This is a genomic window from Bacillus sp. LNXM65, assembly GCF_002998575.1.
GTDB lineage: Bacteria > Bacillota > Bacilli > Bacillales > Bacillaceae > Bacillus.
This window is the reverse complement of sequence record NZ_PVRB01000013.1, coordinates 38,875-52,146: the sequence shown is the minus strand read 5'-3', so window position 1 is coordinate 52,146 and position 13,272 is coordinate 38,875. Positions and strand designations below refer to the sequence as shown.

At 38.9% G+C, this 13,272-nt stretch carries 18 protein-coding genes; 1 reads left to right on the top strand and 17 read right to left on the bottom strand.

Annotated features, from left to right (window positions below):
- Positions 1-47: 47 nt before the first annotated feature.
- A complete protein-coding gene (locus C6Y03_RS18820; RefSeq protein WP_106039794.1) occupies positions 48-1,550 on the bottom strand; it encodes a recombinase family protein in 1,503 nt (500 codons plus the stop codon).
- A gap of 348 nt (positions 1,551-1,898) precedes the next feature.
- Here C6Y03_RS18820 and C6Y03_RS18815 point away from each other — a divergent pair, with 348 nt between their 5' ends.
- Positions 1,899-2,630 (top strand): excisionase family DNA-binding protein, encoded by a 732-nt coding sequence (locus tag C6Y03_RS18815; RefSeq protein WP_106032740.1) that lies wholly within the window; start codon positions 1,899-1,901, stop codon positions 2,628-2,630.
- A 127-nt stretch (positions 2,631-2,757) separates the two neighbouring features.
- Here the strand turns inward: C6Y03_RS18815 and C6Y03_RS18810 are convergent, their stop codons facing one another.
- The 16 genes from C6Y03_RS18810 to C6Y03_RS18735 form a co-directional block, all read right to left on the bottom strand.
- Complete coding sequence (locus tag C6Y03_RS18810; RefSeq protein WP_106039793.1) at positions 2,758-3,516, bottom strand: HNH endonuclease; 759 nt, start codon at positions 3,514-3,516, stop codon at positions 2,758-2,760.
- A gap of 82 nt (positions 3,517-3,598) precedes the next feature.
- A complete protein-coding gene (locus tag C6Y03_RS18805; RefSeq protein ID WP_106039792.1) occupies positions 3,599-4,450 on the bottom strand; it encodes an SMI1/KNR4 family protein in 852 nt (283 codons plus the stop codon).
- A 534-nt stretch (positions 4,451-4,984) separates the two neighbouring features.
- Positions 4,985-5,536, bottom strand: coding sequence for a hypothetical protein (locus tag C6Y03_RS18800; RefSeq protein ID WP_106039791.1), 552 nt, complete (start codon positions 5,534-5,536; stop codon positions 4,985-4,987).
- Positions 5,537-5,672: 136 nt separating this feature from the next.
- Positions 5,673-5,852, bottom strand: a complete 180-nt coding sequence (locus C6Y03_RS18795; RefSeq protein WP_106039790.1) for a hypothetical protein — start codon at positions 5,850-5,852, stop codon at positions 5,673-5,675.
- A 109-nt stretch (positions 5,853-5,961) separates the two neighbouring features.
- Complete coding sequence (locus C6Y03_RS18790; protein ID WP_106039789.1) at positions 5,962-6,774, bottom strand: peptidoglycan recognition protein family protein; 813 nt, start codon at positions 6,772-6,774, stop codon at positions 5,962-5,964.
- Between the two features lie 56 nt (positions 6,775-6,830).
- A complete protein-coding gene (locus C6Y03_RS18785; protein WP_106039788.1) occupies positions 6,831-7,094 on the bottom strand; it encodes a phage holin in 264 nt (87 codons plus the stop codon).
- Between the two features lie 12 nt (positions 7,095-7,106).
- Positions 7,107-7,319, bottom strand: a complete 213-nt coding sequence (locus C6Y03_RS18780) for a BhlA/UviB family holin-like peptide (RefSeq protein WP_025092921.1) — start codon at positions 7,317-7,319, stop codon at positions 7,107-7,109.
- 63 nt (positions 7,320-7,382) lie between these two features.
- The gene (locus C6Y03_RS18775; RefSeq protein WP_106039787.1) at positions 7,383-7,571 is read right to left on the bottom strand and encodes an XkdX family protein; all 189 of its coding nucleotides are present in this window, start codon (positions 7,569-7,571) and stop codon (positions 7,383-7,385) included.
- On the bottom strand, positions 7,561-7,908 hold the full coding sequence (locus tag C6Y03_RS18770; protein ID WP_106039786.1) for an XkdW family protein: 348 nt from the start codon (positions 7,906-7,908) through the stop codon (positions 7,561-7,563). Before C6Y03_RS18770 ends, C6Y03_RS18775 begins: the two co-directional genes overlap by 11 nt.
- 10 nt (positions 7,909-7,918) lie before the next feature.
- The gene (locus C6Y03_RS18765) at positions 7,919-9,106 is read right to left on the bottom strand and encodes a hypothetical protein (RefSeq protein WP_106039785.1); all 1,188 of its coding nucleotides are present in this window, start codon (positions 9,104-9,106) and stop codon (positions 7,919-7,921) included.
- 17 nt (positions 9,107-9,123) lie between these two features.
- Entirely contained in the window at positions 9,124-9,507 is a 384-nt protein-coding gene (locus tag C6Y03_RS18760; protein WP_106039784.1) for a phage tail-collar fiber domain-containing protein, read from the bottom strand.
- Between the two features lie 12 nt (positions 9,508-9,519).
- On the bottom strand, positions 9,520-10,443 hold the full coding sequence (locus C6Y03_RS19685; RefSeq protein WP_106039783.1) for a YmfQ family protein: 924 nt from the start codon (positions 10,441-10,443) through the stop codon (positions 9,520-9,522).
- Positions 10,430-11,473 (bottom strand): baseplate J/gp47 family protein, encoded by a 1,044-nt coding sequence (locus C6Y03_RS18750; RefSeq protein ID WP_106039782.1) that lies wholly within the window; start codon positions 11,471-11,473, stop codon positions 10,430-10,432. Before C6Y03_RS18750 ends, C6Y03_RS19685 begins: the two co-directional genes overlap by 14 nt.
- Complete coding sequence (locus C6Y03_RS18745) at positions 11,466-11,894, bottom strand: DUF2634 domain-containing protein (protein ID WP_106039781.1); 429 nt, start codon at positions 11,892-11,894, stop codon at positions 11,466-11,468. The genes C6Y03_RS18750 and C6Y03_RS18745 overlap by 8 nt, the downstream gene beginning before the upstream one ends.
- Entirely contained in the window at positions 11,894-12,175 is a 282-nt protein-coding gene (locus tag C6Y03_RS18740; RefSeq protein WP_106039780.1) for a DUF2577 family protein, read from the bottom strand. The genes C6Y03_RS18745 and C6Y03_RS18740 overlap by 1 nt, the downstream gene beginning before the upstream one ends.
- On the bottom strand, positions 12,172-13,263 hold the full coding sequence (locus tag C6Y03_RS18735) for an XkdQ/YqbQ family protein (protein WP_106039779.1): 1,092 nt from the start codon (positions 13,261-13,263) through the stop codon (positions 12,172-12,174). Before C6Y03_RS18735 ends, C6Y03_RS18740 begins: the two co-directional genes overlap by 4 nt.
- Between the last annotated feature and the right edge of the window lie 9 nt (positions 13,264-13,272).

The window sequence follows — 13,272 nt, the reverse complement described above, 5'->3', positions numbered from 1 at the left end:
GAGATATTAATGACAAAAGGGGGGTGCGTATAAACGCACCTCCCCTTTTAATGAGTTCTTATATGGATGGTCTCTGAATCAACAATCAATACTTCTTCAACAATAAAGTTAATAATTGCTTTTTTATCTTCCAGCTTCAAATTATCCGCATTGACTGAACTTAAATAATCAAGTGCCCTTTTCATAGCATTTTCTCCTGCTGCCGATCCTTCTGATTCCTTAATCTCTTTTTCAATTTTATCATGTTGGATCATAAGGTGATTTTGTTTCTTCTGTAGCTCAACAATCTGTGTTTTCACTTCTTCAATATCCAAGTCGTCCTCTTCACTAAGACTAATTAAAGTTATTAAACGCTGCCGGCCTTTTTTCGCCTTCTCAATCTCTTTTTGAATCAGCTCAAGCTCATCTGCTTTATGCGTGGCCTTTTCCTCTTCTTTATAGACTTTATACTTCTCTGGATTTGTGATGAATTTGTATATCTCATCCCATACGATTCTGTTCAATTTATTTTCTGACATAGATTTACCGCAACCTCTATTTTTGGCCCCAGCATAATTCTTCCTACATTCATACACATAGAAATCATTCCCATGTGATTTTTTCTTTTTACCAGTCATCGTATTTCCACAGTTTCCGCAGCGCACTAGACCAGAAAGTAAATATTGATGAGTGCCATATTGCAATTGCTTCCTTCTGCTTTTATCAAGTAGCTCTTGAGCATATTCCCATTGTTCGTCAGAAACAACTGAAGGAACTTCAATAACATAGCGTTCCTCTTCAGGTCTAAGTTTTACTATTGCAGTGCCACCTGCTTGTTTAGATACATAGCTACCTTCCGTATCATACTTATATTGCTCATGTTTTCCTTTATAAGTTGGATTCATGAGGATCTGCCTCACCACTTGTCTATGCCAAACTTTTGCTCCTTTTTTTGTTGGAATGCCCAGCTTGGTTAAATGTAGCGCAATTCCGTTCACTCGGTTGAAGAAGTGACTTGAATGATTCGTAAATAAATCAAAGATCATTCTAACAACTTTTGCTTCTTTTTCAATTATCTCAAGGGTTCTTTTCTCTTTATTCATCCTGTATCCTAATAAGTTAGAGTCTTTAATTACCATCCCTTTTTTGATTTTTTGAAGTCTACCTGCAGAAGTTCTCTCTTTAATTTTGGCCTTTTCAAATTCAGAGATGGCTCCTCTCATTGAAAAGAACAGCTGCCCTTCAGGTGAATCTGCATACTCCCCATTTACGAAGGTTAAGACTATCCCTTTTTTCCGTAATTCATCATCTATAATTAATTGATTCATTAGCTTCCGCGACAGACGATCAGGGTCATAACAAATCAATTCAGTAATTAATCCCTTACGTGCATCCTCTCTCAGACGGTTTAAAGCTGGCCTTTCTAATAATTCACCTGAGAAGCCTTCATCTGCATATTTCAGGACATTTGTGGTCCCTGCTTTCTTCACACATGCTTCAATCTGGCTGTCTATGCTCGACCCTTTTATCGCTTGCTCCTCGGTCGATACCCTCACGTAAATTGCTTTCACAATTAATCTCCTTCCTCCACCACTTAATCAAATAGTGATAACAATCATTAATACGTGCGTCAACATTCTGTCCTTCAATGATTTTGACCTTCATCTTAGATCACCTCATGACAGGTTATGCCGACATGGATTGTCCCTATTTCATAAAGAAAACGAGTTTACCAGTATATAAAAAAGACCTGACTGAGTGTCAGCCAGGTTCATGAAGGGGTCAATCTTATTATTATTATAACGAAAACAAAACAGTTAATCAAACATTTGTTCTCATTTACTCTTTCGAAATTTTCCAAAATAAAGTAAAGTATATTTATAGATATTTGATTTAATTAAATCAAAAGGAGGCATCAGATGAACACAGGGTTATTTGAAAGTTTTATTAGGAACATGCTTAAAGAAGAACTTGATAAGATACTTCACATATCACTCATCAAGGGAGAATCTGTAGCAAAAAAAACCTATCTTACTATGAATGAAATAACTGAACGGACAAAACTTACAACATATACAATAGGTGATTTAATTCGAAGAAGAGCCATGCCCCATCTAAGAGTTAAAAGCAGAATTATCTTTATTGAAGAAGAAATTCTCCCCACTATTAATCATTATAAAAAGCATGGCTGGACTGATCCAGATGATTTTTGGAGTGTTAGCAACGTTATAAAAGAAGTAGAAGATCTTCGAAATGATGAGGAGGAACCTGAATTGATTGAAGAAGCAATTAGAAAAATTATCTCTGATGAATTAGAGGTTTTTTCAGATGAAATTAAAAATTTGATTAATAAGAACAACAACAAAGGACATACTCTTTTGACAGTTAAGGAAGCTGCAAATTATTTCAGAGTTAGCACTTCAACGATTTTCAGCTTAATTCATGAAGATGAGATGCCACACATGAAAATGGGGAGTAAATTCATAATAGTGCTCGAAGAAGCTGAAGCATTTCTTTGGAGAGAAACTGCAAAAAAATATGCAGACACAGGTAATATTTATTGGACCAGAATTTTAGAACGAATTGACTATGAAGAGAAAAAAAGAAAAGCAGCTTTTGATAAAGCAATGGAGCGTATAGGGAACTTCTAATCTAATGAAAACGATAGTAATGATTAGGCCCTATCTATCTTGTCTATACGTTTTAAGGTGTTGTATTTCCAGTTAACTGATGCTATTGAAAAAAGCCGTCCCTTTGGACGGCAAACTGATATTCATTTTATTTCATGCTACCCCAGATAGATCTTCCACCAGTATGGCCTGTTTTTGCATGCTCCCATGTGTTAACTAATTGCATCTTACCTACATGTTGATGGTGATGCCAAGTATAGCCGGTCGGTGTAACACCTTTTTCAATCTGATCAAGTTGCTTTTTATTAAATTGTTTCATCTTTGTGATATCTTTAAATACATCTTTCTTCAATTGAACATTTGCTGTTTTAAACTGTGTAGCATTCGATGATTTCAATTGACTTAATGGAAGGGTCATCTCAGATTTAAATTTAAACTTTGGAAAACCCTGCCTATCAAACTTAACACCTGTCACAGGATGACTCTTACCAGCTAAATGTCCATTTCTAACATAAACTGAACGAATTTTTTTAGGTGTATGCTTTTGAACAAATCTTTTTGTTTTTGTCTTACCTCCTACCTTAACTGTTTTTTGTGTTACAGTAGGCTTCGACAATAGTTTTAATGCCATGGTAAGGCCTCTGACTACCATTGCTTGAGCCTTATCTTTACTAGAAAGTGTCCCATCTTCGTAAACTGTAGGTAGGGATTGAAACTCTTCCAAAGGTATTTCTTCTAAATCTTCATCCGCAATTAAATCATCTTCCGTTTGACCAGGAATATATTGTTTCATACCTGGTTCAACCGCAGCTTTAGCCTTAGGATTTTCCGCTGCATTCAAAAAATCCATCGGAATGTTTGATACAAGTAACGTGATTGCAAATAATAAAAATAAAAACTTCTTCAAAATAACATTTCTCCTTATAAATAGTATTTTTGTCACATACTAATTATAAGTCCAATTTCTTAATTTTTTTCTTAAAATTACCTTAATTTATATTCCTTATCTTAAAAGCAATATGTTCACCTAAATTCACTATGAGCGAATCTTCATTTCTTTCTAAGAATTTAGCAATTTGTTGAACAAGGTCTTTAATGTTACTGTTAGTTGGCATCTTTTGATTTATTAAAAGAAGTGAGTTAACAGTTGAAGCTATCTCATAAAGAACATCTTCATCTTTCACATTCTCAATGTAATTTTTTATCGTATCGAAAAACCATTCAATTTCTTCTATTTCCTTCATTGGATAGTATTGAATTTTATATATATCATCTGTATCTGGGTTCTCCATCTTTAATATAGACTGAAGTTCTTCTTTACTTAAATACTCATTTGGAATCTCATACTCAATTTCTGCTTCTTCGTCTGCTTCTTCATCGACAATATACTCAACTGTATAAAGTCCCTTGATAAGTTCATCAAAAGAATCTGCTAATTTGAAATCTTCTTCCATCTCTAAATCAAAGTAATGTATTGGAGGATTCTCTTTTGTCTTTCGATAATCCATTGCAACCCATGTGTGGCCATCACCATTGATTAAAATTAATCCTTTTGGCAACTCCCACTCTTCTATTAAATATTCACTCTCCATAATACCATCATCTTCTGCAATTCCTCTTAGATGTGTAAATTGGATATGATCCTCAGACCACGAATTTGGTTGGGTTGTAGGAAATGCATTGTGAACAATATACCCACCATTCTGTTCTAGAATGAGCTTTTTGTATGTATCGGGTAAAGTCACTCCAAGTTTCTTTTCTGCCTCAGCAATTTCCTTTTCATTTATCTTTTCTAGTGTGTAGTAGTTTTCTTCTTCGTCAATTTCCCAAAATTGTTTCAAGGTTTGTACCCCCTAGTATAATATGCACATAAGTATACCATTTTTAATGGTTTTGTTTAACAAGTTTTCATTTTGATAACTGCTTTGAAAAATTGATTTATTTATTGACGGAAAGTATAAAAAATTCAAGTGGCTTGTAAGGAATTGATGTGGGATAAAGAGAAAAGAGAATGGCGGTTTTAATATCAGCTTACCAACCTTTCTTTATTCGAATGTCTAATGCACTAAAAAGAGCAACTTCCAAGTGAGAAGATTGCCCCTTTATCGTGATCTTTAGGATCCTCAAAGATGCCTAGAATTTCCTTGACGTCTATTTGATAAAGCTCTTACAGACGGTCTTCCGTCACCTCATCATCATCTAATATTCTTGATAAGGTAATTTTAAGATTTTATTGTAATGTAATAGAATTATTGGATTTTGAACTTTTTAATAGCAGTATTTAATCCATTGAGGAGACATCATGAAATAACAACTGAGGGATACTAATACTAAACGTAAAAAACACCCTATCCGGTTAGGGACGGGGCGTTTCGTTACTGATTAAACGTATATTCGCGCGCAAATGAAGTCGAGTTAGATATATCTTTTCCGGTCATTTCGTAAATAGCCCACGATAAGCTAACGCTAGTTACTTCGTTTGGTGACGTATTCGACATAGGCCATACGTAAAAGAAGTCGAGTCTAGCGCCTTTGTTTTTCAGCTCATTCGTACCTTCTTCCGACACTTTAATTAATTCTTCCGGGCCGAGTTCCTCTCCGGTGTTTAGCTTAATGGTTTCGGACGCCGGATAAGTTTCGAAAGATGAATGCCCGATATTTTCTATCGAACCTTTTATCGCAATGTGGGCGCTTGATGGCGAAATAAGAATTCGATCAACTTTTATATTCAGTCCGTCGATACTATCCTCGTCATTTATTTCCGAGCTATAAGCCCATAAATCGCTGTCCTCACGTAAGTTTTCGTTTGCATTGGTTTCTTTCGCTTGGACCTCTTCGCCTTTACTGATCGGCTGGGCATTCGATGAACACCCCGCAATTATCAGCAAGGATATTACTATAGAAATAAGTAGTCTAGCGCGCTTCATTTAATCACGACCTTTTTCTTTTAATTATACGTTAACGGTATGTATAACAGCTACCTACGTTTTTAAACGTAAGTAACCGAAAAGGTTTCGCTTATTTTTTCCGATCTATTCTAACAAAAAATGCCCTAGCCTATATTTAATTAGGCGTTTTTTGCTCTTTTAATTTTTTGAAAATCACAAATTGATATACTCCAAATAATACGGTTAGGATGATGATTGCAGTAAATATTTGATCGACTGGAAGCAAGAAATATACGACAATAAAAGATAAAAGCAAAACAAAATAACCTATATTGAACGCTTTTTTAAATGTCATCATATTACCTCCTTTTTACAATCATATCACGTTTCACCTAACCTTATAACCAAATTTCCCCTAATTAAAACACAAAAAATCCCCCTCCAACAAAGGACAGTGGATTTACTTAATTCAATGCTTTTTGAAGAGCTGCTTTTGTCTTAGGACCATAAATGCCATCAGCAGCAAGACCATGCATAAGCTGGAATCGTTTGACCGCATTCGCTGTCTTAGGACCATAGTAGCCGTCAATTCCGTTATTTTTAGCTCCCTTTTCAGGATAGAAATACACTGCAGCCAGAGCTTCCTGCAATGCTTTTACTGCAGCGCCCTTTGTAAGAGGCTTGGTCACTTTAATGATGCCTGATGGTAAGTTAAATGATTTTTTAGACGTGCTTTTCTTTGGCTTAGATGACGGATTTTTGACAGGTGTCGCTTTCACAGGCTTTGCTGTTGCCTTTTTACCTGTATGAGCGGTGGCAATACCTGCCTTGAAGCTGTCCCAGCGATTAAGCAGCTTTCGTGGACATTCTTTGCCGCTCCAGCGCTTATGCGGTACAACGTTGGCCAATGGAATGCCTTGCTCTGTCATCAGCTGACGGATTAGCCATTGAGCGTTTTCAACTGCCTTTTCAAAATTGCCATCACTGTTCTCACAAATTTCAATGCCGATCGACTTCATGTTTCCGGTTCCTCTGCCATCTCCCGCATGCCACCCGTTTTCGTTTAACGGCAGATGTTGATAAATGACTTTATCATCCACTGTAAAGTGCCAGCTTACACCCGTGCTAGATCGCTTAACAAAACTAGCGTGATTAGCTGCGTCTGCTCCTTTTTTAGTATTAGCAGTATTGTGGACCGTAATATATAAAGGCTTCATCCTATTTCCTGGTCTGTTGCGGTTACTCTTTGGAATAAAATCTTTAATGATTTTTACCACGTTCATCGTCTCCTTTGATCAATTTAATATAAAAAGAGCCACCTCGTGGCAGCTCCTTACTTCGTTAATCCCTTTTGTTTCAGAATTTCTTTCTGTTGTTTTCCTTTTTCGGTAACATAGTTATTTTTGAACCACGCTAAAAGGGTTGTTACGATTGTAAAGATCATTGAGCCAGCAAGGTACAATGTCTCAGCCAACGAAGTGACTTGATCCTCGCTGATCGGCAAGATTGGCTTGCCAAATAGAATTAACACTTGGTTGATCAATGCCATAAATAGAAGCACCGTGCGGATCACAGTGCCTTTGTCGAAGTTTTTCATAAATGTTCCCCCCTATTTCAAATTCCGTTCAATTTTATCGAGCTTGTCGATCACGACATCATACTTTTCACTAAACTTTGCTAACACTTCATTTTGCGCTTCGATTTGTTCATTGAGCTTGTTTTCTCTTTCCTTTGTTGTGTTTAATACGTAAAACAGTACCCAACAAAAAAGAACCGCAAAGGGTCCTTGTGTCATCAAATATTGCGCCAAATCCATTTCCACCATACTCACCTACTCCTTCACACTTTGTCCACCTCCTTAAAGAAGGCAAAATAAAAAGCCTTTCTACTCGGCTTCTGGCGTTTTATATACTTCACCGGTTATTTCTTTGTATTGATCATGTGTAACATATTCCACTTGAACGCCCTCTTCTAGATCTTCAATTGAACAATCCTTAAACGACATTGCTTGTTTAACCATTTCAGTAGTGGCCCATTTATAAAATAACGCTAACACCCAGAAATTAAGATTCATCTGTAAACCCTCCCTTTAATTTAAGGATTTCTATTCGCATTTCTGCCAGTTCTTGCCCCAACGTTGCATTTACTCTTTCTGACTGTTGACGCGCTATTTTTTCTAGTGCCAGTTGTTCTCCAAGTAGCAGCAGTTGCCTTTCAACGTTTGATAAGGGCTTCTCATCATTCTTGGCTAGATAGTCATTCCATGCGACTTCTAACACTTCATCTGAAGGTATAGGATCGTCTAGTGACCACTTGTCTATGAACTGACCTTCTCCGTCATCCCGAACTGAGTAATCCTGACCTAGTTCAGCATTTGGATATAGATATTTAATGGCTAGTGCCTTATTCATTTTTTCCCTCCTATCTCAATTGAGACATGGTAACGTAAGCTGTGTTTATTGCTATTGTTTTGTTGGTGCCTTTTGGTGTTATATAGAAAGTTACCCTATCTCCAGCTTTAAATTTCTGTACTAAATAAAGCACGCACGTACTTGATGATGTTGCTGGATTCCAGTTTCCAAACCTTTGATACTCTGACCCATTTACATAACAGGCTAAAATATTATCTGATCCGACTGTGATGTTAGTGCTAGTGATATAAAGCCTGATCAAATAAAGACCACTATTTTTCAGTGTGATTTCTGCGCGAGAGCGGTTATACTCTGATAAATCATCCGCTCTTGTCACCCCAAAAACAAGTTTTGTTGCAACATTTTCAGCGGCGGAAATAGATGAATTATCTTGATCATAGGTATCAACAAAAGTACTGTTTGCCACATCTTCTGCCGTTAGTATTCGTTTCCATCCTTTGAAATCCCCGTTAGTATGAACAGTTCCATACCACATCGTATTCTTGTAGCTCGCTACAGCTATAATCATTTTCCGTCCCGATCCACTTTCAGAAACATCATAATTAAACCACCCAGTATCAGATGGATCAGGATTATTTAAAAGTCTGTTGTTAATTCCATAATAAAACCCAGGTGATAAAGTGAGTAAATCTGTTCCATCAGCTATAAATTTACGAGTACCTGAATCTTGCGTCAGTTGATACAGTTGGCCACTGTTCCATTTATCTTTTTCATCTGCTGTCGGCAGCTGCGTCCAAGTGATAGATATATGGCTAGAATTATAGTAGAAGTAATAGGCATTACCTGACGTGTCTACCGCAAATCCGGTTCCGATGTTGTTTTGTCCCACCGTTTGTATGCCTCTTAAATAGGCGTTACTAGGCGCAGGGGAATCTTCTACACCTGGAGAAGCGATAAAAGTACAGGTTCCCTTGTCCTTGATCGCATCAAAAATATTTTTGTCAGCAGGAACAGAAATCAAGTATTTGCCGTCATCAGCTGTGATCTTATAAAGCTGCGATTCATTCCATTTCTTCTTCTCTGCTGCAGATGCATGTGGCTTGGTATCATCAATATGGCCACCGAGTTGATCTAACAGTCCAGTATCATTTTCAAGTAATGCCTTCACCATGTCATTGAACAAATCTGCATGAGCCTTGTCACTTGTTTCAAACACTTTAGGAGATTTAATGTCCATCGATGAGCACTCCTTTCTTAATAGATGTCATCAATCTCAAAGACGAATTCAATGTCACCATCTTTTTGCTTGTCTGTCATGGTGCGGATCGCCGTAAACTTTCCATCTTCATCAACAAGAGCTAGTTCATTGATGACTTCTCCAGCAAGCTCCCCTTCAGCGATGGTGCACGTGTACCGGATCTTCGCCGGCTCCATGAATTCATATGAATCAATTTCTTTTTGAACAAGCTCACTCTCTAATTCTTGTTCTGTTCCATCCAGGGAGATTGGCTTGCCATCTTTCGTCCCACCATTCCCAAAAGCCATCTTAACCACTTTCGTGAGCTTCGTTCCTTCTGCTCTAGCCTTTGCCATTTGTTGCCGAGCATAAAGCGTTGTTACGGTTAATTGATCAGCCATTATGATCCTCCTTTATAAATCTATTTGTTTGGACGTGGCAGCTAGATATTTTGAACCGTCTAGTGGTACCGATCCATCAAGCGTCCAATATTTCTGTTTGATAATGACACTTCCACTCTGGTTATTTGATACATGAGCAGCCATCCGGAATGTCATTTTCTTTTTTTCTTTCCTAACATGATTGAAGCGAGATCGAAGTGTGAGAGCTGCTTGTTGATTCGTTTCGTGTCTTGCTCCTACCATGACATATCTTGTACGGCCAGAAACTTTCATTTCTCTTTTGAGTTTCATGGCCATTTTTAAAGACTGCCTAAACCGAACAGGGATGTCAGTTGAATTGCGCGATCCGCTAAGATAAAATGTACCATTTAATAAAAATTCACCATTGAGTAAAATGGGGATGTGATCAAAAAAGCCCACTCTGCTGCGCAGTGTGAGCCGGTTATGATAGTCTTTAATTTCATGAACATCTGTATGATGAACGCTTGTGAATTTGTAAGCCAAGTGAGCCGGTTTGAGGTTTTCCAGTGTTTCAACGATGTATCTTGTGTTTTGCAGATCATCTAGATTCACCCGTAACGAGAAATGATAGCGGCCTGTCGTTAGACGAACTACTGCGCTAGGGTTCTTCAGAAAGCGATTCACAGCCCTTTCTAAAGAAGCATAAGTGATCGGTGGAATGTTTGACATGAGATTCAAAATACGTGCCCTTCTCAATTCAATCGAGTCACCTGATTCACGCTGCACCTTCAACATTCTTTCCCATCGATTCAGACCCCATGTGGCAGTGATCGGAAAAAGCTGATCAGTCATATCAAAAATAGAATCGTCTATCCTTTCCATCTCAGGAGCTTCGGATTTCATGAGCTCATCAAAATCTGTGATCTCTGTGAGATAAGCAGGAAGGTAAGCTTTCATTTCATCAAGCTTGCTCAATAACGTTCACCTGCCCTAGACGTGGAATCTCAATGTCCTGAAGCGGCAAGTTTTTGGCTTCACCGTTGATCAAGACATCCGCATAATCAGAGACACTATCCGCATGATACAAAATATCATTGATCGCTGACATTCTGATCACATTTTCTTCAAAGGCAAGTGATTTTAGGAGAGCCTTGATCTTCTCCTCTATTTCTTGTTGAGCATCTTCAAGTGAATAGTCCATTTTAAGCTCCACAGATACAGACACCTCAACATCTTTCCACTTGGCACTTTCAACAGTGGCGGTGGCTCCAATCGGTGCTTGGCCTTCCCCTTCGCCCGGAACCGGATCAATGTACTCCTGCACCTTATTGACAAGCAGATCCGTCGCAACATCAAAATTCCCATCTGTGATGACAATTTTGACCGTCCCTTCTCCGTTCCAAAGAGGAAAAACCTTTGCCCTGCCAACTCCTTCTACTTCTTCAGCCCACTTTTTATAGTGAGCTTTGTTGGCACTTACAGCCTCCCGCCTTGCCCTCATCAAGTACCGTTCATACAGTGCTTCATCGTCTTCTTCCTCTTGCCCTGGTATCTTCAATTCTTCAAAGATGACAGACTCTAGCCCTGGTATGTTATCGAGCGATAGGAGCGGCAACTCTACAAAATTCCCATTGCCTACAGCACCAGTCGTTTCACACTTCAGCGTGCCGTCTTGATATTGAAAGTACAGATTGTCGATATAGAATCTTGATCCCGTTGGTATTCTGATACCTTCAGGCGAGACTTCAACGGACCATACAGCACTTGTGGCCGCTTTACGAGTGATTCCAACTTCAGCAGCTCGTCTATCTAAAAATTCCCCTTGAGCTGTATCTGCAAAGACAAGATCGAATACCTGGTCTAGCCATATATAAGATTGAGCAAGTTCCGCAGCTGCAGGGGCCAACGCATTCCATATAACGCTGTTTTCACGTTTATCAATATCATCCGGTATACGTTCCAACATGCGTTCCATGATGGCTTCATAAGACTGTTCTTCAAACATCTTCGCCAATCACCTCCTCGATCTCCAAGGTTCCTTCATCTGTCACCACGTCAAATACCACCTTAAAGACTGCACCCTCTTTAGTGATCTCAAAATCTTGCACACTTTCAATTCTTTCATCCACTAAAAGAGCCTCTTCAATGAGCCGCGGAATCTCCATCTCCTTGTATTCGTCCGTTGATTCTTCATCAGACACAGCTTCTTGAACCTCACATCCTACGTCATGGCTATAAACAGCATGCGAATATCGTTCAGTTCTTAGGGCCATATAGACAAATTGACGAATAGCATCAAGACCATTAATCTTTTCATTGGTTAGACGGCCAGTTTCAAAGTCGATTCGGTAGGTGGTCGAAGGTTCAACAATATCCTCTTCATCCTCCTCAAAATCTTCAATTTCTTCTTCTGGAGAGAGTGCCATCATGAACCACCTCCTACTACTTTATCTAAGATGTAAAACGTTTGGCCGCCTGACATCGCAAGAACCATGACACTATCGCCTTCTTCTAGCTCATCATCTTCTCCCTCATCTAGGCGGGCTGGCCAGATAAGAAGTTCTTCAGGAATGATGAGTTTGTCATTTTCGTTGAGCCTAACACTAAGAGGAGAAACAGACACCACGTCACCAAGTATCAAGTCAGTTGGCGATTGTGCATCAACCGCATTGACGGCCAATCGCTTAATTGCCTCACTTAGTTTCATGACTGGTTCCCCGTTGGGATTGTATTCTTTTCAACGACATCAATCGTCATGGTGTGTTTGGTTCCTTTGAATTCATGGCTGTCCTGGTCGATCCAGTACGTTTTTTTAATGCCAATATCCGGAATGATGATCCGCACAGGCATGCCGCTTTGTAATCTAGGAATACCTAGAGCTTGAATACTTTTGAGTTCTTTTTTCACGCCCTTTTTCTGTGAGAGACGAACATCAGCCCTCTTTTGCAGCTGTGCTTGGTTGATCTCCCCTGACACTCTTTCGACGTGCTGCAGGATGCCGTATTTGCTTCTAGCAGCACTATCATTCGCCACAGCCAGCATCTCAATCTCTTTCTTTTGCGTGACCATCTTTGGCTTTGTTGGTTTGGCCGTTTTCTTATCTTTCTCTTTGTCTGTAGACTTTGATTTCTTTTTTTCCTTCTTTAAGACTTTGATTTTTTCAACACGCGTGGCCCTCATCTTCACACGAGTTGCCGTTTCTTCTATGGAAGTACTGTACTGATAATCAATGAGATTGACACCCGCCTCAATGACCCAAACTTCGGACGGATCAGGCCAGGCTCTCAGTCCCATTTTCCCTTTAGAAGAATAAATCTGATAGTTACGTCCTGTTTGTTTCTTTGTTTCCCTTAGAGCCTGCAAGATGATGTCATAAAGGCTTGTATCGTTTTTGAATACAAGCGATTTAATGACATGGCCAGTATTCGCAATCGAAGTCATTGGGATCTGAAAATCTTGACCAAGCCGCTTCATTATCTGATCAGCCCGCTTGTTTGCAAAGACATAGACATCCTGGTTCTTCACCAAATACTGAAGCATGTCATAAGCAGTAAAAGTGAGCTTTTCATCTTTGGGCGTTCTTGCAAACACTGTTCCACGAAAGAGTTCTTTTCCTTTCCACTTGAAAAGAACCGTGTCACCCTCTTTGATGCTGTAATACTTTTGACTTCCTTGTTTTGTAACGATTGTTGCTTGTATTGAGCGGGGAGCCTGATACCTTTGCCCCCGAAGTGTCACACTCTCTGTCACAAGCTCATACATGGTGCCGCTTCTGATGGCAAAAAGCTCAATCAATGTCAGCCC